Raw genomic sequence first — 24,965 nt, 5'->3', positions numbered from 1 at the left:
AATTTTTCTTAAATCCCTCTTATAAAATACTTATATTAATTAAATCCGTAAACAGACTTGGTGATTTGATAGACGACATTGGAAAGTTTGCGAGCTGGCAAGACGGAATGTTTGGTCAAACGGCTGAGCATGGTCTTGCGGATAGCTTGAAAGACCTCTGGATTTTCCTGCTGAATATAGGTCCACAGCTCCCGTTTTTTAGCCAGATGCTCTGCTGTTCCAGCTCGATTGAGCAGGGCACTGGAAATAACCGTCGTAATCTCAATATGATTCAGCAGATATTCTCGCATTTTAGGATGGCTCACTTTAGACAAATCAAGCTGGTCTACCAAGAGTCGATTAACCTTGAGTTGCTGGTCAATGCGTTTAATCATCACTTGCTCATTGACAGACTGGTCCTCACGCCCAATCAAATAACGATAGAAATCGACAGGCAGATAGTACATGGTCTTGACCTGCTGAAGGGGTGTAAAGACAAAGAGATTATCGACATAAAAAGTATGTTCAGGCAGTTGGAACTGGCTCGCTCTCAACAAATCTGTCCGGTAAATCAGCGAGTGCATCATGATATACTGACCTTTTGAGAAATTTCCGACCTGGTCCCAGCCAAAAATCTGCTGGACAGGCAAGACTGACTCGTAACTCATACTCTTCTTACGAGACTGACCTTCCTTTTCATAGACAAAATTGGTCACAAAGGCATCAACTTCCTGCCCCTCACTATCTAGTTCCTGTAAGGTTTCAAGAATTTTCAAGTAGGCACGGGGATCTACCCAGTCATCACTATCAACTACTTTAAAATAACGCCCAGAAGCCTCCGCCAAGCCACGATTGACCGCACCGCCATGGCCCTTATTTTCCTGATAAATAGCTCTAACAATGTTAGGATACTTGCTAGCTAAACGCTCAGCTATTTCCTGAGTCTGGTCCTGAGACCCATCATTGATAATCAAAATCTCAACTTGCTCACCACCAATCACTAGCGACTCCACGCAGTAATGAAGATAGGCTGCGGCATTGTAGCTAGGAATGGCGATAGACAATAACTTCATAATCTACTCCTTTAGGGGACTGATTTTTTCTTATACTCAATGAAAATCAAATAGCAAACTAGGAAACTAGGAAACTAGCCGCAGGTTGCTCAAAGAACTGCTTTGAGGTTGCAGATAGAACTGACGAAGTCAGCTCAAAACACAGTTTTGAGGTTGCAGATAGAACTGACGAAGTCAGTAACATATATACGGCAAGGCGCCGTTGACGTGGTTTGAAGAGATTTTCGAAGAGTACTACTCTCTCTTGTCACTTCTTTCTATTCTACCATAAAGTCCAGCTTTTGAAGGACTTTTACTAGAATACAAGGGTTTCTAGTCTCAATTGGAATACAGGTCTCTCTATTTGCTATCTAGGAGATCAAAAAAGAGGGGATTCCCCTCCTTACGAATTTAATTCTGCCAAGTCGTCTAGATACTGGTTGTTAATGACTGCCAAGATATAGGCATCTGCTTTCAAGAGGTCATTAGGCCCAAACTGGACATCCAGTGGTGAATTTTCCTGTTCACGAAATCCTAAGACATTGAGGTTGTATTTGCCACGTAGATCCAGCTGGCTCAGGCTTTGACCTGCCCAAACACTGGGAATTTTCATCTCCACGATAGACACATTTTTATCCAGCTGAAAGACATCCACATTGTTATGAAAGAGAATGGTCTGCGCTAGGGACTGGCCCATTTCATACTCAGGCGAGATTACCGAGTCAGCACCGATTTTTTCCAGTACCTTCTTGGCTGTCTGGCTTTTTACCTTGGCAATAACCCTTGGTACACCCAAACTCTTACAATGCATCACTGCAAGCACACTCGACTCTAGATTTTCCCCTGTTGCCACTACAACCGTATCACAGGTATCAATTCCTGCAGTTCTGAGGAGTTCCTCATCTGTAATATCGCCCACAACTCCACGCGCCAAAACGGGCTCAAATTGATTGATGCGCTCGGCGTGGTCGTCAATGGCAATGATATTCATATCTTGCTTGGCTAGGGCTGTCAGGACACTACTCCCGAAAATCCCCAAACCTAAAATTCCAATCGTACGATCTGACATCGTTCTTCCTTTCTTATCCAATACTAATATCTGCTTTCATATACTGAATCAAATCTTTCTTATCAGGCTGGTAATCCGCTAGACTAACCAGCAAGGTCAAGGGACCGATACGACCAATAAACATGAGCACCATGACAATGCTGAGAGCTAGCTTGCCCAATTCTGGAGTCAGATTTGCCGTTACCCCAACTGTCGCAAGAGCTGAAATGGTCTCAAACATGAGGTAGATAAATCGCGGCGTTCCCTCTGCCGTAATCCCCAACAACATCAAGCCCAACAAGAAGGTCATCAAAAAGATAATGAAGACACTAAAGGATTTTTGGACTGTTCGAGCCTCAATGGTTCTCTGGGCAACATTGGCATGAGGCAAGCCCAGCAATTCACTACGCGCAAAGACCAACAAGACAAAGAAAGTCGTAATCTTGAACCCCCCAGCCGTCCCTCCAGGCGCTCCACCCAGAAACATCTGTAAGATATAGATAAACAAGGTCACAGGCCGAGCTTGGGTGTAATCAATAGAGGCAAAACCAGCCGTTCTCATGCTGACGGTTTGGAAAAAGCTAACTAGCACTTTCTCTGGAACACTGAGATTGCCAATAGTTCCTGGATTGTGCCATTCCGTAAAGAGTGTAGATACTGTCCCAAACAGCAAAATCCCTACAGTCAAGAAGAGGACTAGTTTGGTGTGGAAACGCAGACGACGTTTTTTCTTCTTGTCAAACTGGGTTACCAAGTCAAACCAAACCATAAAGCCGAGACCACCCGTGATAATCAAGCCAGCAATGACCAGATTGATCAAGGGATCCGTCTGAAAAGCCACTAAACTGCTACTGCCGAAATTATCAAAACCAGCATTACAAAAGGCTGAAATGGCTAAAAAGATAGAGGTAAAAATGCCCCGTCCCCAGCCGAACTCAGGAATAAAACGGAAACTTAGTAGAAAGGCACCCAAGCCCTCCACCAGAAAAGTCGTCAAAAAGATAGACCGCATAAAAGACTTCAAAGACTTACTTTCCCCATAACTAAAACTCTCCTGAATGGTTTCACGACTACGCAGACTGAGCTTTTGCTTGCCTTGGATATAAAAAATCCCGATAAAAGTCATGAGCCCCAGACCACCAATCTGGATCAAGAGCATACAAATCAACTGCCCCCAGACATTATAGGTAGTAGCTACCGGTTGCGTAGAAAGGCCGGTTACACAGACCATAGACACCGTCGTAAAAAGATGGTCAAAATAAGTGGCCTGCGAACCACTTGCCTGAACAAAAGGCAAACTCAAAAGAAGAGAGCCTATAAGAATAACTCCAGCGAAACTTAAAAAGATGCGACGAGCTGGCGAAAGTCCGCCCAAGGCTCTCTCAATTTTTTTCACAAATAATTTGAATAACATACATCCATTGTACCATAAAAAGTAGGAGAGTAGCTATATCTGAAAGGCTATCTCAAGGCAGAGTTCCAAGGCCTTCTCGAAAGCTTCTGAACCCCAGTCACGACTATCGTACTGGTCCAAGTCTGCTAAGGAATCAGCTGTAAACAACAATTCTCCCCAGAGAACCCCACGCAGTTGGGCTACTGCTGCAAGCGCAGAACACTCCATCTCCACAACAGCACAGCCTTCTTCCTTGCGATAAGCCACCTTTTCAGCCGTTTCTCGGTAAAAACCGTCTGTCGTCCAGGTCATGACTTCTTCATAAGGAATCCCTCTGGCTTCCAACACTCGCTCAATAGCAGCAATAGCCTCGGACTGAATTTCCATATAACGAGAAGGTGCCACATAGTGATAACTGGCTCCTTCATCTCGCAGTGCGCGAACAGGGACTAGAAAGGCATTTTCTTCTATATCAGCCAGCACACCACAGGTTCCAGCGGAAATAATTTGCTCCACACCATAGCCAATCAACCAATCCATAAACTGGGCTGCTGGAGCTGAACCAACAGGAGCCTGAGCCAGACAAATTTCCTCGCCCTTGTAGTTCACGACATAGACTGGATAGTTCTTGGTGGCAGAAACGAATTCGCCGACACAGTTGGCCCCTACTTCCCTCGCATAGCAGTCAATCTCCTCACCTAAAAAAGCATAGACACACTTCTTGGGCAAGTGCAAGTCCAGCCCCTCGTGATCAGGCATGATGACCGCCTGAGGATTGTCATCAAACTCTAAAATAGGAATCGCGTATTTCTGAATCATAGCCTACCTCCTCTAATTTTGTACTATTGTATCAAAAGCTGACTGAGTGTCAAGGAGGAAGCTGATAAATTGAGGAGAAAAAGTATCTCACTTACGAGATGCTTTTAAATTGATGAATGAAGCAGACTTTATAAAATATAGAGTAGGTAAATGTGGGATGGATAAAAAATGATGAAACCTACAAAAAAGAAACAACCTCCGCTGTTCCTTTTTACTTCTATTTCACAGGTATCTCCTTAATCACGCGCGCAGGATTACCAGATAGGACAACGTTGTCGCCAAAGGACTTGGTGATTACAGCCCCTGATCCAGCAACAACATTATTGCCCAGTGTCACTCCAGTAAGGACAATAACACCACCTCCAGCCCAGAAATTGTCTCCGATGGTAATAGGCTTGCCGTATTCGATCCCTGAATTGCGTTCCTGCGGGTCCAGTGGATGGAGGGGAGTCAAGAACTGACAATTGGGACCAATCATAGCATTGTCCCCGATGCGAATCGGACAAACATCCAGCATGGTCAAGTTCCAATTAGAATAAAAATTTTCCCCTAGATGGATATTGACCCCATAATCGACCACCAGGCGTGGATTAACATAAAGATTTTGTCCGGTTGAACCAAACCAAGCCTTGATGATTTCGACTCCCTTCAAGGGATCTTCTTCCTTGTTAAAGGCAGATTGTTTTTGGCGAGAAGCCTGAACCAAGGCTCGCAATTCTGGGTCCGATGGACGGTAAACCTCTCCTGCTATCATTTTCTGGTATTCGCTGATCATTGTATTCTTCTCCTTGTTCCCTACTATCATATCAAAATTTCTACGTGTCTGACTAGAATAAGGAGCACTTTCTACAATTGATACTCTTCGAAAATCAAATTCAAACTGCGTCAACGTCGCCTTGCCGTACTCAAGTACAGCCTGCGACTAGTTTCCTAGTTTGCTCTTTGATTTTCATTGAGTATTAGATGCTTGTCTTTATCACATCCTATCTAGCTAAGCGAATACGGGTCACGATTCCGTCTAGGTCTGTGATTTCCAACTGGCTCGATGCCAGCCACTTGATTGGTGCATCAACTTCTTGTGCTCGTTGCGCAATCGTTAACAGTTCTTCTTTATGTGCGACTTCAATGACATAGTAAGCCAAACCTGGCAAGCCTTGCTTACGCGGAGCTAGGCCTTTTCCTCCCCATTCGTTGACTGCTAAATGATGATGGTAGCCTCCAGCTGCAATCCAACTAGCACTAGGTACACTGAATTTATCTTCTAGCCCTAAGACCTTTTGATAAAACTGGCTGGACTTTCGACTATCCTTGACAGAAAGATGAATATGCCCCATTCTCGTACCTTCTGCTAGGATAAAGGGCTCTACTCTTTCCCCAAACTCATAAATGTCCTGCGCCGCAAGGGCCTCTGTCACTCCGATAATGCGTCCATCTTCTCGAATATCCCATGTGGAAACTGGCTTATCTCGATAGAGTTCAATGCCATTTCCCTCCAAATCCTCTAAATAAAGGGCCTCACTGTAACCATGGTCTGCACCGCCGACAAGAGAAATCTGTAAATCTGTCAGGTGTTTTAAGACATCTGCCAAAGCCTTGCGTGTCGGCAAAAGAATAGCCAGATGGTAAAGACCATAATGTTCCCTTGCTTCACCGCTCTATTGTGCTTGAATCAAGTATACCAAGGCTTTTCCTCCAAGTCCCAGAACGACCTCTGTCTCAGTTTGAGATAAGATTTCTAAACCAATAATTTGCTGATAAAAGGCTGTTTGACTTGCCAAATCCTTTACATTTAAAACTGCCTCTGCTAAATAAATGTGGCTCTTGTATTCATAGGTCATAAATAGACCTCTTTTCTAGTTGTAATTATTTTTATTACAACTATTATATAATTTCTATCAAGAAAGTCAAGCCAGACAACTTATAGATTATGATTCTGTAATCTTGTCTATATGGGATTAGAACGAGAAAATCTACAGAGAATTGACAATCAAACCATTGAAAATTTTTACCAACTTTAAGATGACTCTCATCTCAACCCAAAAAGAAAAGGAGCGGATATGATATCCTACTCCTTTTTCTTGTCAGAAAATCTAATTAAAATTAGTCTTCTTTTTTCTTGCGAGCAACAAGTCCAAATCCACTCAAGACTCCAAGAAGTCCAAGTGCTGCTAGGCTAGCATTATCTGCTGTACCAGTGTTTGGAAGTTCAGCTTGTCCTTTAGCTTCTGATGGAGCTGCTGGAGCTTGTGGTGCTTCACCATTTACTGGTGCTGATGGCATCATTGGAGTTGCTGGACCAGCTGGGTTAGCTGGATTAGCTGGTGTTGCTGGGTTAGCCGGTGTTGCTGGCTGACTTGGGGCTGCAGGAACTACTGGAGTTTCTGGTTGACTTGGGTCTGTCGGTTTCACCGGACTTGTTGGGTTTGTTGAAGGTCTTGCTGGAGAACCTGGTTGAGATGGAATGAGTGATCCTCCATTTGTAGAACCTTCTTTTTGAGGTCTTCCATTTGTAGTACGTTTAAATACGTGGATAACATCGCCAGTTTCTTTAACGTTTATTGTTTCCACTAAGGCATATCCTGGAATCTCTCCAGCTGGATTATCTCCTTCAGCTAATGGTTTCAATGGTTTACCATTGACATCCACCCATACTGTAGTTTTTCCTTCTTTAGTTACTGGTTTGAAGATGTGAGTTACTTTTCCTGTTTCTGGGTTTGTAACTGTTCCTACTAGTTCGTAGTTAGGAGTTGATCCTGCTGGATATGTTCCTGGTGTTACAGGTTTGATTGGGTTTCCTTTTTCGTCTACCCATTCAGTCGTCTTACCTTCTTCGATTGATTTCTTAACTTTCTCAGCTTCTTTTTTAGCCTCTTCCTTAGCTTTTTCTTTTTGCTCTGGAGTCAAGCTTGGATCTTTATCAATGTTCTTGATTTTTTCTTCCAAGTCTTTATCGACAGATTCTTTCGCTTTAGCTTTTTCTTCTGGAGAAGGTGTAGTTGGCTGATCCTTATCATTTTCTGATGGAGTTGATGGTTTGTTTGGAGTTGGAGTATCTTTCTCAACTTCTTTCTTACCATTCTCTTTCGCTTTTTCTACTTCTTCTTTAGAAGGTGCTTTGTCGATGGCTTTCTTAGCTTCTTCAGCATCTTTCTTAGCCTCTTCCTTAGCTTTTTCTTTTTGCTCTGGAGTCAAGTTTGGATTTTCATCAATCTTCTTCACTTTATTTTCTAGAGCTTTATCAATCGTTTCTTTCGCTTTTGGCTTGTCTTCTGGAGTAACAGGAGATTTTTCTACATCTTCTTTAGCTTTTGTAGTAGATTTTTCTACATCTTCAGGAGTTTTCGCTTCTTTCAATGCTTTCTTAGCTTGTTCTGCTGATTTCTTAGCATCTTCAATCGCTTTTTCTTTCTCTTCGTTTGTTAACTCAGGATTTTCTTTAATCTTACTTTCTTTTTCAGACAAAGCTTTATCGATTTCTTTAGAAGCTTCTTCTTTGACGTCTTTGTAAACATAAGTTACTTCTGTAGTTCCTTCTGTTACTTTACCAGATTCTTCACCCTTAGTTGATGTTGGTACAAGTACATATACCTTACCATCTTTTGTAGTGATTGTAGCTGGTTTGTTGTCAGTTGTGTCATATGCTGAGCTTACTGATCCGTCAGTCGTATCTTTAACGTCTTCAGCGATTGTGTTACCCGCTTCATCAGTGTAGTGAACGACTACGTTTCCTTTCACTTCTTTGTAAACATAAGTTACTTCTGTAGTCTTACCTGCTTCAACGTCTCCAGTTTCATTACCTTTAGTCGATGCCGGTACTAATTCGTATACTTTGCCTTCTGCAGTTGTGATACGAGTTGGTTTCATATCGTTATCAGAAGTATCGTATTTAGCTCCTGGTTGACCGTCTTTAGTATCAACAGCATCTGCTTGAAGAGTGTTACCAGCTTCATCTACGTAATGAACAAGAACGTTTCCTGCTTTTTCGTATACATAAGTAATTTCTGTAGTTCCTTCTACAACAGCACCGTTTTCTGGCTTAGAACCGTCTTTCAATTCTTTAGCTGTTAAGTAGTAAACAGTACCATCTTTTTCAAGTTTAGCTGGTTTGTTGTCAGTTGTGTCATATTTCTCACTTAGTGATCCATTTTCTACATCTTTCGTATCTTCAGCAAGTGTGTTTCCTTCTGTATCAACGTAGTGAACGACGACATTACCAGTGATTTCTTTGTAGACGTAAGTTACTTCTGTAGTTTCTCCAGCTTTAACTTTACCTGTTTCATCACCTTTAATTGATTGAGGGATTAACTCGTATACTTTGCCTTCTGGAGTAGTGATACGGTTTGGTTTCATATCGTTATCAGCAGTGTTGTAGTCAGCGTTTGGTTTACCGTCTTTGGTATCAACAGCATCTGCTTGAAGAGTGTTACCTTTTTCGTCAGTGTAGTGAACGACTACTTGTCCTGCTTTTTCGTAAACGTAAGTTACTTCAGTCTTACCTTCTACTACGTCTCCGTTTTCTGGTTTAGAATCGTCTTTGACAGCTTTTTCTGTTAAGTAGTAAACAGTTCCGTCTTTTTCGATTTTCTCTGGTTTGTTGTCAGTTGTATCGTATTTAGCGTTTAGAGAAGCACCTTTTGTATCTTCTTTATCATCAGCGATTACGTTGCCTTCTGTATCAACGTAGTGAACGACTACATCACCAGTTACTTCTTTATAAACGTATGTTACTTCTTTAGTTTCTCCAGCAACAACTTTACCAGTTTCGTCACCTTTAGTTGCTGTTGGTACTAGTTCGTATACTTTTCCTTCTGCAGTTGTGATGCGGTTTGGTTTCAATCCGTTGTCTGCAGTGTTGTAGTCAGTTCCTGCTTTAGCGTCTGTTGTGTCTTTAGCACCTGAAGCTACGTTAGCACCATCTGCGTCAACACCTACTAATGGAGTTCCATCTTCTGTTTGGTAATTAACGATTACTGATCCAGCTTTTTCATAAACGTAAGTTACTGTAGTTGTTCCTTCTACTACGTCTCCAGTAGCTGGTTTAGAACCATCTTTAAGTTCTTTAGCTGTTAAGTAATATTTAACACCATCTTTAGTGATAGATTCTTTTTTGTGATCAGCTGTATCGTATTTAACATTTAGAGAAGCATCTGTTTCATCTTGTTCGTCATCAGCAAGTGTGTTACCTTCAGTATCTTCGTACTTAACAACTACGTTACCTTTAACTTCTTTATAAACGTATGTTACTTCTTTAGTTACACCTGATTCTACTTCACCTTCTGGTTCACCTTCAGTTGATTCTGGAACCAGTTGGTAAACTTTTCCTTCCGCAGTTTTAATACGTTCTGGTTTCATTCCGTTATCTGCAGTGTTGTACTCTGTACCTGGTTTACCATTATCAACATCTTTCGTACCTGAAGCTACAGTTTTGCTTTCATCTCCAACTACTGTTCCTGTAAGTGGAGTTCCATCTTCTGTTTTGTAGTTGACGATGACTGATCCAGCTTTTTCATAGATGTAAGTTACTTTTGTAACACCTTCTACTACTGTACCTTCTTCAGCTGGCGATGTAGTTTCTGTACCATTTACAGATGTTGTTGTATTTGCTTCGTTTAGGTAGTAAACATTTCCTTGTGCATCTGTAAGTTTTTGAGGTTTTTCAGTTTCATTTTTCTTAGTGTTGTAGGCTACGTTTTTAGGCGTTCTAACAGTTTTGTCTTCTACAACTACTTCTTGTCCATCAGCATCAACATAGTAATGCTCAGTTACTACTTCAGCTACTGTTTCAGGAGTATCAGTGTAAGGAGCTTTTAATTCTGTTCCGTCTTCTGTTTGGTAGTTAACGACTACAGAACCTTTTTTCTCGACTTCACGAGTTTTTTCTTCTGCATAAGTATAAGTGATTGTTGTAGTACCACTTGCTAAACGATATGCACGAAGTGGAGTGATTTCATCACGGTAAGTGTATGTTTCAACTTCCGCATCAGGAGAACTAAGATTAAGAGTAAAATCACCCTTTCCACCATCTATAGCAGTTGTTCCTGACTCAGAAACCCCTGAATAATCCACAGTTACATCTGATGTCGGTCTTCCTTTAGCATCAACTTGATCTCCATTATCAACTGCTATTGCGGATTCTACACCAGTTTTTGCTTCTAGCCCCACAACAAAATATCGTTTAAAGTTAAGCATGTTATCTTCTAATCCTTTTTCTTGAAGATAAGCAAGATACCCTTTTACAACAGTTTTGTTGTTTTCACCTGTTAAAGTATCTGGCGCCGCTTTAAATTTTTGAACCATTGCATATGTTCTATCTAGACTTGCACCAGTCCCCTCTCCATAAGGGTCATCGGCGTCATCAGCTACATTGTCCTTAGGCGATAAAGGTATCATAGCAGTTAATTGAGGACTATCGTTACTAACAGTTACATAAGTGTTTTTCTCAAGAACGAAAACGTAGTCTCCTTCTTTGATTCCACCGTCAGCAGTTACGTTAGCTGAAGTGAAGTTTTTCGCCGCCGCTTCTCCAGCTTTGAAAGCTTCTACCATCTTAGCATCAGATGTGATAGCACCTGAATCAGCTTGTACATATTTACCATATGTTCCTTTTCCTGTTTGTTCAACAATCCAAGCTTTTCCACCAGCTTTTACATTATCATAGGTAATTTTACCTTCTGCATTACTTAATCCTTCTGGAGTCAATTTCGCAGTTATATCACCTAGAGTTGTATCAGAGTATACTCCTCCACCATCTCCAGTAGTTTCGACTTTAGGCTCTCCGATTAGGTGGTAAGTTTTTCCATCTTTTTCAATTGTTTCTTTCTTACCATTTTCTTTAGCGTCGTTTAGGTCGCTATCTTCTGCATCCCCACCTGTAGTTCCTTTGAAAACTTCTCCTGATTTACCGTATACATCATATGTTGTTTCGATAGTTTTATCAGCACCAGAGTTTTGGTTTTTGTTTTCTTCTAATACAGTATTTCCTTCAGCAGTTACGTATTTGTAATCTACTTTTCCAGTTTTTGTAATTTCTTTTGTCCCATTATCAGTTGCATCAGTTGAAAAGTCCTTACCATTATTCGGATCCTTAATATTTCCAGTATCTACAGTTACTGATCCCTTATCATTAGAAATCGTTGTTGTGTTGTCACTGTTCTCTGTCATTGCCGCTTCAACTGTCTGCGTTCCAGCAGCCATTGCAAGGGCTGCACCAACAATCAGAGCAACTGTACCGATTTTGACTGAGTCTGAACGACCGTCTTTAAACTTACGGATGGAAAATTTTTCCTTTTTATTTATAAACATCCTTAGCATCCTTTATCTTTATTTTTTTGTATGATTTTCAAAGATTATTATATTATTATAGCCATAACAATTGATAAACCTGAAAACCCGACACTTCTATTTTAACACTTTAAAACCCCCTATACAAATAATCTCAATACTTTTTGATCATTCAAACTATAGTTTTTCGCTATATTTATATATAAAAAATCCATACAGATGTATGGATTTACATATTTAAAAATATACATTTATACTACCAGCCAAGTGAAACTATTTCAAACTGACAACCTAATCGTCGCAATTCTTTTTGACGGTCCTCATAGTAGGGGAGAGAAATACCTGTGATGGTCACATGGGGCAGGTCTTTAAGGTGCAGGCTGACGGATGAGGTAAAATGATAGACATGAACGAACTCGTATTCTTGAAAGAGTTGGGCTAGAACATCTTCAAAGATCAACTCCGTCTCCAAGTAGGTCACATCAGGGATAGTGAAGGTTTCCTTGGGATGGGGTAGATAGAGGTCAATTGCCAAGGCCTTGGCATAAGTGCTGATAAAGCGGATGGAGATCTGGTCGTCCTCTTCAGAGAACTTTTGTCCCAGCAGGACCTTGACCGTCTTACCATTTGAAACGGGAGCTTGAGGCAGGTCAAAAAAATGCTCCAGATAAACTAGCTTTTCTCTAGCCACGACATGGTAGTCACTGCGATAGAGGGTATAGTGCTTTTCCGTCCGCTCAATCAAATCATCTCTAGTCAAGCCCAAAGGCCCCACCTGACTGGGTTGAAGAGGGAGGGCATACATACCCAAGGGGTAAATATCCGCATAGCCATCATCAAAACTCATGAGGTGTTGGTAGGTCGAACTAGCAACCAAGTCCAGAATCAAGCTATTGTCAAAACTAGCATAAAAGATAGTGTCATAGTCGCCGGCAAGCTCCTGACAAATCTGAGCCAAGTCCTCTGCCGTCTGAGGATAGTGAGCATGGTCAAAATCCTTGGCATAATGCTCCTGACGGGCATTTTTGACAGGACTGACATAAAGGCTGACAAATTCCTGATCAGGATAGAGGCTCTTGATATGCTGGGCAATCTTGGCCTGCAAGGGCGTTGTGGCAATGATGAGGTGTTTCATCTCTTTGATTCTCCTAGGTGGTGATGGTGCAGCAAGGTCTCAACGACTTCAAAGTCCAAGGCATCGTCGATATCATAAGAATAGAGTTTGGGCATTTCATAGGCTACTGTCTTATCTGTGTAAAAGGTCTCGTCTCGTAGGTAACGGTCCTTGCGAGAAATCCAGATACTACCGTTAGGATAGTAATAGACAGGCTCTTTTTGCCGAGCATAGTGCTTGGAAACGTGAGGCGGGCGGATAAATGACGACTCCGCTAACTGCAAGAAAAGACTACGACTCTTGTCCGCCTTAACACAGGAAATCAAATGGTCGGCGCCAGACTGACAGTAGAGCTGGTAGGAATCGATAAGATGCTCCACCTCCCTCAAGGGTGAGGTCACCTGTAGATTCACAAAGACCTGCTCTTCTTCAAAGGGCTGTAAAAAGTCTCGTAAGGTTTCTAAACTAGAGGTTGTGGATAGGGCCAATTCTTTTGGTCTATGGACACAACGAATCTCTGGATAGGCTTGACGACAGAGTTCTAGATAGGCTTGTGAATCTGAGGAAACCCAGATGTCACTAAATAGCTTAGAAGCTAGAGCGACTTCGATGGTATAGAAAACCAAGGGTTTGCCTGCAAGCGGTTTGATATTTTTATCCACTAAGCCGCGTGAACCCGAACGGATCAAAATAACGGCTATGGGTTTAGATGTTACTTTCATATAGTCTTCCTAGAATTGAGATAAAAAGGGCAGATAGGGTAGTGATGATACTATTTAACCAGGGATTGGGGTTGACAAAAAGGCCACTGTAATGATAGAGAACCAAGGCTCCTAGACTAAAAACCAAATAGATTTTGGCTAACTGTAAACTCGGTCTTTTGAGGAGCAAAACCAAGAGGTACAAACCACCAATCACACCCAGTGTCAAGCCCATAAAGCCGTTAATCCATTCGTAGATGGAGTAGATTTCTGCATTCATGAGCAAGAGGCAGAGGAGCCAGGACAGACCTGCTAAGACAAAGGATAGAATACTTGGCGACCAGCGAATCTTTGACCAAGCAAAATCCAACTTCAAGCAGGTCACGATTGCATTCATACTGGATGAAACTGTGGATTGGCCTGCTGCCAAGAGAGCCAGCATGATAAAACTGCCAAACCAAGGCGCCAGACCTTCCCGAGCGTAAGCAATGAGAACAGGATTGGTCGATGTGGTAGCAAAATTTTCCTGACGAATCAAGCAGCCAATCAGATACAGTAAACTAGCAATCCCAAAGGACAAGAGTCCCTGTAACCATAAGATTTTTCCAATCTTCTGACGCCCCATTTTGCTATTAAAACGTTGGACGATATCCTGCGAAGAAACGTAGGAAAACAAGCTACTAAAACCTGCTCCTGTAACTAAGATAAAAACCGTCTTCCCATCCAGCATCTCTGCAAAGTGAGATAGCTGTTGACTGCTATTCATGACAAGACCTGATTGGGCAATTCTTGGTAGAAAGAGGGCCAATATAGCCAGCAGGACCAAGCCTTGAAAGAAGTCCGTCCACAGCACAACCAAGAGACCACCACTTGCCAGATAATAGACCGTCAAAAGAAGGAGTAAACCTGACAAGACCAGCTGATTGAGAGGGATAAAGGGCGCTAAGGCCTGAGACAACAAGTAGGTCACCACTGCTATTCGCCCCAACTGGTAGAGAATGAAAAGACCTGAGGCCAGTGAACGAATGCCAGTCGATTGAAACTTGTCCTCTAAAAGATGATAGGCTGTCTCATAGTTGCCCTTTTGATAGAGGGGCAGAAAGTAGCGATGAGCTAGTGGAATGGCTAGAAAGATACCACATTGGGCAAACCAGAGATAGGACCTACCTGTATAGGCATTTCCAACCAGAGTCAGAAAGGAAATAGGGCTGAGTAAGGTGGCAAAGACTGAGAAGGCCAGAACTGTCACTGGAACAGCTTTCTTAACCTGATAATAGTCCTCTTCGTCCCCTTTTTTCCGATAGGCAATCCAAGAAATCAAGCCGAAATAGAGCAATAGGGTGACTAGAATTCCCAACATCCTAGAAATTCCTATCTAATAGTTCTCTGTATATTTGAGCTACTTTTTCCAGAGAATAGCGAGAGGCTAAGGCTAGATTTTTTTCATTTAATAGACAAAAATCAGGCTGCTCCATCTCTTCTATCTTTTGAATCAACTCTGATTTAGTTTTAAATAAGTTGATGGCATTGGACTGACCAGCATAGAAACGATGGGCAATCTCCACATCCGATAACAAGGCTAACAAACCTTGGCTCAAGGCTTCAACACAGGCATTGGCAAATAACTCTGTGTAACTTGCAGACAAATAGCATTGGTGCAGATGATAAGGCACTTCGTTAACGATACCTTTAAAGTGAATGGTTGGCGGAAGATCATATTGATTCTGTAATTCTGCTAGACGTTCCTCTGAGCCACCATAAAAGGTAATCTGGGCCTTGGAGCCACGTTTGTAGAGTTCGATAAAGGCTTCAATGACAAGTTCAACGTTCTTGCCTTCTCCCATATGACCCACTAGGCAATAGTCCAAAACAGGTCCGATTTTTCTTAGCTGACCTACTTTTTCTGTAAACATTGGTGGTAAAAACTTAGTGTCATACCCTTGTTTCGCCAAGGTATCAGTCAACACTTCACTGGCAACTAGGTATTTGTTTGTCTTGCGCAGATTGGCGAGGCGTAAGTCTCGCATGACATTTTCATGGACAACTTCATAGTAATTTTTGTCCGTATTTTCCATATAACGCCAGAGGCTGGGTTTGGGAACGATTTGTTGGTCACGGATAAAAAGATCTGTCTGTTTTGCCCATCTGGCTAGGAACTTAACCAACAAGTCCTCTTCAGAACGGATTTCTCCTCCTATGCGGTAGATATACTCTGGATGAAAGATGGTTACAGGAGAGGGTTCTTTGAAAGGATCGATAAATCGTCCTTCCAGAGCCAATTCTCCATTTTCATGATACCAACGCAGTTCCTTTTCCTTGAAATCTTCAAACAAGAAGGGCCCCTTGGTATAGTAATATCTCCCCGAGCCATCTCCTAGGGTAACAGAGGCGACAAAACCATCCTCATTGAGTTCAACCTGATCACCAGCTGCTAGCGTTAAACTTTCTGGCTTCACTGATAAGTCTACATGGCCTATATCTGAAAAACTATGCGGAACACAGAGCAATTCCTTTTCTAAAAATCCTAACTTGATCAAGTCTTTCTTCCAATCAGGACGAAGCTGAGGGCTCGACACTATGTGGACATACTCCAGACCCAAATGTCGGGCTATGCGAGCGCGATAGGCCTGAGTGCTCTCAAAACCGTAGCGATGGATTTCCTTGGCTGGATGGATAGTGATAATTCTCGACATGCTATACACTCTTTCTCGATTATTTTCTGCTTACAAACGAAAAACCACCCTCACAAAAAGGCGAGGGTAGTTAATCCGTTACAATGCTTGGGGTTTTCCTAGCAAGTTCCCCCTCAAAAGGACTTTATGCTATTCTATCACAAAGACCGACCATCTGCAAGATAGACTGACTTAGACAGGATAGCTTGAGGGAGTTTTCTTATGATTTATAAATCGATTCTCTGAAATCATCTGTGCTACGCAGGTAGGCATTGTAGATTTTTTGTTTTAACAAGTGTACCCAACTTGCAGGAGCATGGCTTGTCGTACGGTCAATGTTAGCCACATCTTTTGCCACTGCTTGATCGATGAGTTCTTGCATTTGGGCTGCTGAACGAATTGTAATCTCCTTGCTGCTGTTTGGTACACCAAGTTCATACTGAATGGTGATTGGTTTCAACTGGTCTTGCTTCCGAATACGTTGATCAAACATATCCTTCTTGAACTCAGCCCATGAAGTGTATTTGTTGGCAAAGACATTTTTCAAGACGAGGCTATCAGTGATAAGTCCCACATCTTTTCGGAGCCAATCTGAATAGGTAATGTCCCCATTGCGTTTAGCTTCTTCTGCATATTGGTTCGATACATATGGTAAGAAGCCATCTTGGTAACCTTTTTCTGCCAATAATTCGTAGGCTGTCTTTCTAAACATGATGTCACCAGGCGCACCCTTTGGATTGCTGAGGGCAGCATAGATCGGTGAGAACATACTGATAAGATGATAGCCATTACGAGCATAGTCACTCTTATCACGGTAAGCCCGACGGTTGATGATATCATTGTCAATCAAGGCATCAAGACTTGTTAGTTTGCTTACTTCAGCATCTGTCAGTGGACGAACAGAGTTTCCTGCATGCGTTTGTTTATGATACTTGTCCTCAATGTAGAAATTCTCTATTTTTCTAAACCATTTTTTCTTAACATCGTTAGACTTAGTTAAAATGGCATTGGCTTCCATAGCGTCCAAGGTGTACAAGACATCGTACATACCGTGAACATACTCTTGCAAGGCTGCAGCTGATGTAAAGCGACTTGTCGGGTCATAAGTATGCAAGCGAGTTGGTGAATCCTTATCCCCTTTATAGAGGGTGTTCAAGACAATAGCATCCTTATCTAGGCTGTCAGCAGATTGTAACAATCCTAGGGCATACAACTCTGCTCCCAATCCTTCACGACGACCTTTCCCTTCAAAGTAAATATGTCCGTCAGAATTGTGAACCATTTCATGAGTATAGACAGATGTTCCGTATTTATCCAACAAGCGGTCGCTGACATAGTGGACCTCAGAACCATTGGCATAAGCTCCAGCTCCCTTACTTTCCCCATACCACTTACCAGTTGGTCCAAAGAAGTTGTAGATCGAATCAATGGTCTTATCAGACAGGGTAGCCCAATAATAATTGCTGTTGCTATCTTTCATACCAAAGCCATCTGAAACCATGACTGAACGGAAGAGTTTTTCTTTGTATTCTGGTGAAAGGAGATGGTACCAGATATCATAGTGGTCTCGTTGCCATTCAGCCGACTGGTCAACCTTAGCACGAACATACTGACGCAGTTCTTCTCCTGACAAGACTGTATTATTGACACGATCACGGTAGCGTTCATAGCCACCAAAGGCCAAGGTAGAAAGATTTGAAATCACATAAACATCCTCTTCTGGCAATGTCAATAGCGGTAGGAGCATGTTTTTTAATTTCCAACTTGGTGCCGTAATACGGTCATAGACTCCTAGCGTATATTTACTATCTGATGTAGCTGACTCTTGTTTGGCACGCACTTCTGGAATTGCTGACTTACTCTCTACGATATAGGCCTTGGTATTTGTCTTCAACCATTCATTATTGGTTTTGGTTGGTAGGAAGAGTTTTCTGTAAGACTCTAGTAAATCCGTCACTGTCTTGCGACCTTTTGCAGCAGCTAGGGTTGTCTCATAGGCACTTGTATTATTTGATGCCTTGAGATTTTCCATACCACTCTGACCTAGGGCAATGATGGTATCCAGGGTTGAAGCTGTGCTATTGCCATCAAAGTCAAACTTATAGGTATTGAGGTCCTTGGTATTGATGTGATCATAGTTGATATTGTACCAGCGATTGAGGTAGGTCAAACCAAGCAAGAAAGCTTCCTTGTTGTTCTTGATTTTCTCACTGATGTAGGTTGCTACACTATCCCCCATCGTATTGATAGACTTGTCCATGGCTAGCACTTTACGAAGATGTTCACCGATATTAGCCTTGACTTTTTCAAATTCTTTATCCAAATATAGTGGATCAAGTAAAGCATCTGCCTCAATGCCAAGGACTTTTCTCATGGTTGCCGAGTCATATTCGACCCCTTGCAAATCTGCTAGGACTTGATTGGTCACTTTCGTATAGTCAGATAGAAAGGCCTCTGGCGTAAAGATAAAGTTTTTACCTGCTACGCTATACTCTGCAATTTGTGTATTTTTGAAGTCATCTTTGTAAGTGACGTCTAAGTAGCTGATTGTATTATCAGCAAAATGCAACATAAGCTTATTGATAGCTGCTTTATTGGCCTGAATATCTGTGATGATGTCATTGTCCTTCATTGGTACAACATCCAGCAGTTCTGTGGTGTAGAGCTTATCCGTAGGATCGACTTGATTTCCATAGTGAATCACTAACTCTTTATTGTAGAAAGGCATCAATTTCTCGATATTGTGATAAGCAACTTTTCGACTAGCTTGGCCTTGGCTTAACTGAGTATAGTCCACACTGCGCTGATTGTCCTTGAGTGTTTGACCTGTGTCGTCTAGCGTCACTGTTATACCATAAGACTGAACTTTTTCTCTGGCCTGGTCTTGGGTAATTGAGGTCGCATAGAGATCTGCCTTCTTATTCTCTACTGCAGTGCTGGCATCTTTGATGTCCGCTCCCCTGTACTGGTCTCCTGTAATGGCATAGCCGTCTCCAGTATTGACCATGCTAACGACATGATGGATACGGCCATTTTGCCATGTAGAACCAGCTATACCTCCGACGCGTGGATAGGTTGTCGTATTGAGAATGGTTCCACTTGCTAGCGCATGAGAGACCAAAGCACCACTTTGAACTTTCCCTACAATACCTCCCGCAAATTGGTCATTGTTGCGGGCATTGCTAGAAATATTTGCATCAACAGCTACCTTATCAATCTTAGCCTTATTACCAGATAAGAGCCCTGCTATACCTCCCACATAGTAAGGAGAGGCATCCACATGCTTGGCCTGAATGCTACCTGTAAAGGAACTATTGGTTATTTCTGTATCTTGAGCCTTCGCTACCAAACCTGCAACTGACTTGCTACCTGTCAATTGACCTTCTACAGCTACATTACTGATCTGGCTGTTAGTAGCCACTTTTGCTAGGCTAGCTGTGTCTTCTTGACGCTTAATCGCTACTGCTTTAAGGTCAATATCTTTCACAGTAGCCTTGGTCAAGTTATCAAACAAGGCTGTCTTAAGGTCATAAATCGCAAACGGCTGTCCGTCACTCGCACCGATAAGATTACCAGTGAAAGTGCCTGTCACATAGCTGGTTTGTCCCTTAGCTAAGGACACCTCATCAGCTGTCATATCAGCTCCAAGTTTAAAGGTTCCAGCGAGATCGCCTTGCATGGCAGCAATCAGTTTCTTAAAGGAAGTATAGACACCGTCCTTGGCAAGCTTTTGCTTATCAATTGTGAAACTATAGTTATCCTTATATGTTGAACCTTCCTCTTGAACCAGTTCATTGAAGGCAACGGTTACCTTGTATTTCCCATCATCTGTTTCCTTAATAGAGCTAACTGGTAGCAGCATTTCCTTCATCTTGTCTGATTTGACTTTGACAAAATAAGGTGATAAATCACTTGGTACTTCTGATAAGTTCAGATAACGACGGTAGTGACCATCTTCCTTACCATAGAGCCCCACTTCATCCACATCTTTGATTTCAATTTTTTTATAGTCTAACTGAAAATCTTTCGTTGATACTTCTGTACTTTCCTGATCAGATTGTCCTAGATTATAGGTCAGGTAAGTCTTAAGATTGTATGACGTATAGTAGTCCAATCCATCAATCGTTTGTTGGGCTGATGGATTTTTCAAGTCCACCTCTTTGACCAATGTTCCTTTTTGGTAAATTTGGGCCTTGGCCTTAACAAGAGCAGACGTTGGGTCATCCAGGTGATAGTTGACTGCTACTGCTTTTTTGCTCTCATCTTTAACCAGATTAGTAATTTCAACCGTTGGTTTGGTTTTAACAAGACTACCAACCTTGACAATCTCTTTGGTTGGTTCTACTTCTGTACGCGAGATTTCCTTGCTCGCTTCCACCTTACCATCTACGAGATAATCTTCATACTCGATTGTCCGTAAACCGTCTTTTCCTTCCTGAGCAATTTCTCGATGATTTTTTATGATAGTCGCATCTTCAATTTCTTCAGTTTCATGAGGAATGGTTTCTGTTACTGTACGATGATTACTTGTCAAAGGCAGTTCAGGAAGAGCCTCTGCTACAGCAGCTTCACCTTCGTGACCGGGCTCTTGCGTACCTTGGGTACTAATTGGGGCTGTGTAAGATGGCTGAACGGGTTGAACTAAAGCTTCACCCTCATGGCCTAGCTCTTGCGTTCCCTTACTGCTAACAACTTCTGTAGACTCTGGCACTGTTGGATCAACTGGAGATCCCTCCTGAGGACCTGTGTAAACTGGTAGTTCTGATTGAACCAGAGCCTCACCTTCATGGCCGGGCTCTTGTGTACCTTGGGTGCTAACGGGTTCTGTATAAGACGGTTGTGCTGGTTGAACTAGGGCAGCACCTTCATGACCTGGCTCTTGCGTCCCTTGAGTGCTGATTGGGTCTGTGTAGACTGGTGGTGCTGGTTGAACGAGAGCCTCGCCCTCATGACCTGGCTCTTGCGTCCCTTGAGTACTGATCGGTTCTGTGTAGGCTGGTTGCACTGGTTGAACCAGAGCCTCACCCTCATGACCCGACTCTTGGGTCCCTTGAGTGCTGATTGGATCCGTATACGCTGGTTGCACTGGTTGAACTAGGGACTCGCCCTCATGACCTGACTCTTGAGTTCCCTTTGCTTGAATGAGAGTTTCATTGTTTTCCTGCGGTTGGGGCTCTATAGGAGAAGGTGTCCCCCCTTGTTGTCCCTCTGTTCTTGGTCTAGTCGGAGCTGGCTGGACTGGATTTACCTGTTCTTGATTCCCACCAGTTTGGCTTGAATCTGTTGCAGGAGCTGTAGCCGGTTCTGGTTTTTGGTCTGCCTCCCCGCCTTTGACAACATTAGTATCCTTGCTTTCCTGACTCTGAGGAACTTTCGGTTGCTGACTAGTATCCTCATTTTTAGGATACACAGCCGTCACTTCTGAGCTATCTACATTTTCTAAGTTAGATTTACTGTCATTTGATTGCTTGACAAATTCAGTTCCCTCAGTCGAATCTGCTGAATGAGTAGTAACTACTTCCTGAGATTGACTGTTTTCTGATTTAATCTCTTGATTTCCAGTAGATTCTGCCGGCTTGCTAGTTGTCGGTACAGAATGAGCTAGTTTGTTTTCTACAAATCCTAGATAAGTATATCCAGGAATATCAACCGGAGCTGGCAAGGCATCTCCTGCATGGACCGATAGTTGAGTGTTGTAGGCAGCCAGTGTCTCACTCGTCAAAGCAAGGACAGTTGGAGACAGCAACTGACTGCCTAGAGCTGTTACTAACAAGAATCGACTAATCTTTCTCTTGCCATCAGGTCCCTTAAGAACTACTACAACCAGCAAACTAAGACCTGCCACCAAGGCAACAGTCCCTAATGGAGAGCTAGTACCCGTATTGGGCAATACTTGATTTGCTCGATAAACCAGATAGTAGGTAGCGTCTGTTTCTTCCGCTACTTGTGGTAGGGATGTAATCAAGAGAGCCTTCTCTTCATCAGTCAGATCCGACTCTAAAACATAAGTATAATTAACGGTATGAGATTCTTGGGCAGATACAGTCTGTAGGCCAGTTCCCATCAAAAAGAAACACGCAACTGCCACAGATACAAGACCAACTGCCAATTTTCTTAATGAGAAATTCTGTCTTTCTTCTCCACTAGTTTTGAAATTCATATTCCCCTCTTTTTACATTTTTAAATTAGTATGTTAATTTATTGTAAAATATACAACTCTTTCCATTATACATCAACTTTTTAAAAGATTCTAGGGATAGATATACAATTGAACGGATGGGAAACATCAAGTAACTAGGTAATTAACTGTTTAGCAATAAAAAAACTGTCAACGAAAAATAAAAAATGGAGGAAGCAATCTCTTCTCTCCATATTTAAAATTATAGTAACAAATATAGGTTATCTAAAGTTGTTAAAGCAACTCCTTTAGTTTCTAGTTTACCCATTCACCGTTGCCATTTACTTTATAACCGTCTGGTGTTGTTGTGCTGACTGCCAAAGCTCCTGAGCCATATGCATAGTACCAGTATTGGCCAACTTTAAACCAACCTGTCTTCATGATACCAGACGCATCAAGGTAGTACCAAACTCCATTTTCTTTGAGCCAGCCTGTCTTCATAGCTCCTGAGCCATCAAAGTAGAACCATCTATTTCCGTCTGTACCCCAGCCTGTAAACATAGCACCTGAGCTACTCAAGTAATACCAGCTACCATCTACTTTTACAAATCCTGTCTGCATGACACCTAGGTCATCCAAGTAGTACCATTTACCACCCGTTTTCACCCAGCCTGTCTTCAGATCACCAGACTCATAGAAATACCATTTCCCATCTGTTTTCACCCAACCAGATTGGTCTGAACTAGAAGTTCTAAATTCTTTCAGCGCTTTTTCAACTACGACTGCTTTATTTTTAACTGTTGACAAGTTAGATGAAGTCACTTCTGCATATTGAATAGCAGGACCGTAACTGCCTACCAACTCTTCTGAAGTAGCAGCATCACCAAAAGCCTGAGCAATCGTTACGGCATTATATGGGTTATTTGGGTTCTTAAAGGCAGCAATCCCCATGTGTGTAAATTTAGGGCTAATCAAAGTCTGATAATGACCAGATCCACCATTTGTTGAACCACCTGATTTTTTCTTCACGTAGTCTGCTTTTTCAGCACGCCATTGTTCAAGAGCTTTTAGGAAACCATCATGGTTCCAACCCAAGTTTTCTCCAAGTACACTGTTTCCAGATGGGAAAGCACTCCAAATTTCTTTACCAGAAAGACGAGTATGATCCATAGTTACAGAAGCTTCTGCAGCTCTAGCAAAAGCTGCCTTTTCTAGGTCAGTCGACCATTTGATAGGGACATACTTATCTACCAAGCCTTCGTCAGCTGCCTCTTTACGCATAGCATTGACGGCATCTAAGATAGCTTGTTGGTTTGGAGTCAAAAATTCTCCCTTTAATCCAACCAAAACATTGCCACTAGCAGGGTTAAGCACTTCTGAACTCAAGACATTTTCATTTTTACCATCAGCAGATTGTGTTGCCACCAATCTGTCATTGGCAAAAACATCATTTGTCAAAACTGCTCCAGCTAAAGTCAAAGCCAAGGCGCTAGCAAATACAATTTTCTTCATTTTTTTCTCCTTTTATCCTTTAGATAGGACAGGTATTTTCAATATTAAATTATATCATATTTTCCCATTCTTTGCCCGTTTCTACTAATGTTATAAGGCAAATACTATTCACCCCAAAAGTAGAAATTCCTATCCTTTTATTTCACAACAAGCTCATAACGTGTCTTACTGGTGAAGGTTTGCCCTGCTTTGAGAATGACTTGGTCTTTGAGGTCACTGTGAATGGCATCTGGTAGAGCTTGCGCTTCAAGGGCAATCCCATTGTGCTGCACCATTGGTTGACCTCCTATGATGACACTTTCATCCACAAAGTTTGCTGTGTAGACCACAAAACACGGAGCCTCTGTCTTGAAAAGCAAGAAGCGACCTGAGTTTTGGTCATAAAGGAAACCAGCATTGTCATGACTTGCAGGAAGGGCAAAGGGGTGGTCTAAACCAGACACCAGCTGAATTTGCTCATCTTCTTCTGCAAAGATATCCTTGAGCAAAGCACCATTGTAGATGTGTTTGACCACATCACGAGTAGCGTCTGGAGTTTTGGCTGGAACACCGTCAGGAGCGATTGGATAAATGCCCTCAGTATTTAGTTGAAAGACATGGCGGTCAATCGTCTGCGTGAAATCACCAGACAAGTTGAAATAGCTGTGATTGGTTGGATTGACCAGCGTATCTTGATCGGTCGTTACCTTGTAGCTGATTTCATAGGCACCAGTTTCTTCTAAGTGGTAACTGATCCAAATCTTGAGATTTCCAGGAAATCCTCCTGTCCCATCTGTACGCTCTGTGTAGAGGGTCAAGCCATGATCGCTCACTTCAACTAGTTCAAACAAGCTCGAATCCCAACCAGTTGAACCACTGTGATTACAGTTGCTAGCATTGTTGACTTCAAGATCATAGATCTTGCCATTGAGCTCAAATGTCGCACCTGCAATACGACCCGCTACAGGACCTACGCTCGCTCCATGCTTAGGACTATTGCCTACATAGCTATCAAAGTCATCAAATCCCAAGATTACATTGGCAAAATTTCCATCTTTGTCAGGCGTGACATAGCGCAAGATGGTCGCACCATAAGTCATAACCTCAAGTTGGTAGCCACCGTCTGTCTCAAATCGATAGGCCAAGACATCCTTGCCCTCAACATTTCCAAATACACGCTCTGTGTATGCTTTCATTCTCTTCTCCTTTTACTATTTCTCTCAAGCAAACAAACCATAGAAAGCCTACTGACAATCTATGGTTTACTTGTATGATTTACAAACCCCTTTATCAAGAA

General features: G+C 42.2%; 13 protein-coding genes and 1 pseudogene. All 14 read right to left on the bottom strand.

Going from position 1 to position 24,965, the window contains the following annotated elements:
* Window positions 1–35: 35 nt before the first annotated feature.
* Window positions 36–1,052: a glycosyltransferase family 2 protein gene (locus tag ACLNCW_RS04090; RefSeq protein ID WP_424845408.1), complete on the bottom strand. Its 1,017-nt coding sequence runs from the start codon at window positions 1,050–1,052 to the stop codon at window positions 36–38.
* Window positions 1,053–1,434: 382 nt separating this feature from the next.
* A complete protein-coding gene (locus ACLNCW_RS04085) occupies window positions 1,435–2,100 on the bottom strand; it encodes a potassium channel family protein (protein WP_001283909.1) in 666 nt (221 codons plus the stop codon).
* A gap of 13 nt (window positions 2,101–2,113) precedes the next feature.
* Window positions 2,114–3,493 (bottom strand): TrkH family potassium uptake protein, encoded by a 1,380-nt coding sequence (locus tag ACLNCW_RS04080; RefSeq protein ID WP_125452728.1) that lies wholly within the window; start codon window positions 3,491–3,493, stop codon window positions 2,114–2,116.
* 33 nt (window positions 3,494–3,526) lie between these two features.
* Window positions 3,527–4,291, bottom strand: coding sequence for a nucleoside phosphorylase (locus tag ACLNCW_RS04075; protein WP_424845407.1), 765 nt, complete (start codon window positions 4,289–4,291; stop codon window positions 3,527–3,529).
* A gap of 217 nt (window positions 4,292–4,508) precedes the next feature.
* Window positions 4,509–5,066: a sugar O-acetyltransferase gene (locus tag ACLNCW_RS04070; RefSeq protein ID WP_223340302.1), complete on the bottom strand. Its 558-nt coding sequence runs from the start codon at window positions 5,064–5,066 to the stop codon at window positions 4,509–4,511.
* 208 nt (window positions 5,067–5,274) lie between these two features.
* Window positions 5,275–6,129, bottom strand: a pseudogene (locus tag ACLNCW_RS04065) (VOC family protein).
* Window positions 6,130–6,391: 262 nt separating this feature from the next.
* Window positions 6,392–11,593 (bottom strand): MucBP domain-containing protein, encoded by a 5,202-nt coding sequence (locus tag ACLNCW_RS04060; protein ID WP_424845406.1) that lies wholly within the window; start codon window positions 11,591–11,593, stop codon window positions 6,392–6,394.
* 235 nt (window positions 11,594–11,828) lie between these two features.
* A complete protein-coding gene (locus ACLNCW_RS04055) occupies window positions 11,829–12,707 on the bottom strand; it encodes a glycosyltransferase family 52 (RefSeq protein ID WP_000681395.1) in 879 nt (292 codons plus the stop codon).
* Entirely contained in the window at window positions 12,704–13,408 is a 705-nt protein-coding gene (locus tag ACLNCW_RS04050; protein WP_424845405.1) for a cytidylyltransferase domain-containing protein, read from the bottom strand. Before ACLNCW_RS04050 ends, ACLNCW_RS04055 begins: the two co-directional genes overlap by 4 nt.
* Window positions 13,392–14,747, bottom strand: a complete 1,356-nt coding sequence (locus ACLNCW_RS04045; protein WP_424845404.1) for a sodium:solute symporter family transporter — start codon at window positions 14,745–14,747, stop codon at window positions 13,392–13,394. Before ACLNCW_RS04045 ends, ACLNCW_RS04050 begins: the two co-directional genes overlap by 17 nt.
* Before the next feature lies 1 nt (window position 14,748).
* A complete protein-coding gene (locus tag ACLNCW_RS04040) occupies window positions 14,749–16,080 on the bottom strand; it encodes a glycosyltransferase (protein ID WP_424845403.1) in 1,332 nt (443 codons plus the stop codon).
* A gap of 199 nt (window positions 16,081–16,279) precedes the next feature.
* Entirely contained in the window at window positions 16,280–22,219 is a 5,940-nt protein-coding gene (locus ACLNCW_RS04035) for a ZmpA/ZmpB/ZmpC family metallo-endopeptidase (RefSeq protein ID WP_424845402.1), read from the bottom strand.
* Window positions 22,220–22,492: 273 nt separating this feature from the next.
* A complete protein-coding gene (locus ACLNCW_RS04030; protein WP_424845401.1) occupies window positions 22,493–23,689 on the bottom strand; it encodes a CAP domain-containing protein in 1,197 nt (398 codons plus the stop codon).
* Between the two features lie 137 nt (window positions 23,690–23,826).
* The gene (locus ACLNCW_RS04025; RefSeq protein WP_424845400.1) at window positions 23,827–24,864 is read right to left on the bottom strand and encodes an aldose epimerase family protein; all 1,038 of its coding nucleotides are present in this window, start codon (window positions 24,862–24,864) and stop codon (window positions 23,827–23,829) included.
* Window positions 24,865–24,965: the final 101 nt, after the last annotated feature.

Origin of the sequence: Streptococcus sp. CL6.22 (assembly GCF_049738055.1) — a bacterium.
In the GTDB taxonomy this organism is placed as follows: domain Bacteria; phylum Bacillota; class Bacilli; order Lactobacillales; family Streptococcaceae; genus Streptococcus; species Streptococcus mitis_DJ.
Note: the sequence above shows the minus strand (reverse complement) of the source record. Positions and strands in the feature narration are given on the sequence as shown.

Excerpts from the sequence above, each read along its gene's own strand:
- ACLNCW_RS04045 (WP_424845404.1), bottom strand. The coding sequence starts at position 14,747 with ATGTTGGGAATTCTAGTCACCCTATTGCTCTATTTCGGCTTGATTTCT.
- ACLNCW_RS04030 (WP_424845401.1), bottom strand. The coding sequence starts at position 23,689 with ATGAAGAAAATTGTATTTGCTAGCGCCTTGGCTTTGACTTTAGCTGGA.
- ACLNCW_RS04035 (WP_424845402.1), bottom strand. The coding sequence starts at position 22,219 with ATGAATTTCAAAACTAGTGGAGAAGAAAGACAGAATTTCTCATTAAGA.
- ACLNCW_RS04050 (WP_424845405.1), bottom strand. The coding sequence starts at position 13,408 with ATGAAAGTAACATCTAAACCCATAGCCGTTATTTTGATCCGTTCGGGT.
- ACLNCW_RS04075 (WP_424845407.1), bottom strand. The coding sequence starts at position 4,291 with ATGATTCAGAAATACGCGATTCCTATTTTAGAGTTTGATGACAATCCT.
- ACLNCW_RS04080 (WP_125452728.1), bottom strand. The coding sequence starts at position 3,493 with ATGTTATTCAAATTATTTGTGAAAAAAATTGAGAGAGCCTTGGGCGGA.
- ACLNCW_RS04090 (WP_424845408.1), bottom strand. The coding sequence starts at position 1,052 with ATGAAGTTATTGTCTATCGCCATTCCTAGCTACAATGCCGCAGCCTAT.
- ACLNCW_RS04060 (WP_424845406.1), bottom strand. The coding sequence starts at position 11,593 with ATGTTTATAAATAAAAAGGAAAAATTTTCCATCCGTAAGTTTAAAGAC.
- ACLNCW_RS04085 (WP_001283909.1), bottom strand. The coding sequence starts at position 2,100 with ATGTCAGATCGTACGATTGGAATTTTAGGTTTGGGGATTTTCGGGAGT.
- ACLNCW_RS04025 (WP_424845400.1), bottom strand. The coding sequence starts at position 24,864 with ATGAAAGCATACACAGAGCGTGTATTTGGAAATGTTGAGGGCAAGGAT.
- ACLNCW_RS04070 (WP_223340302.1), bottom strand. The coding sequence starts at position 5,066 with ATGATCAGCGAATACCAGAAAATGATAGCAGGAGAGGTTTACCGTCCA.
- ACLNCW_RS04040 (WP_424845403.1), bottom strand. The coding sequence starts at position 16,080 with ATGTCGAGAATTATCACTATCCATCCAGCCAAGGAAATCCATCGCTAC.
- ACLNCW_RS04055 (WP_000681395.1), bottom strand. The coding sequence starts at position 12,707 with ATGAAACACCTCATCATTGCCACAACGCCCTTGCAGGCCAAGATTGCC.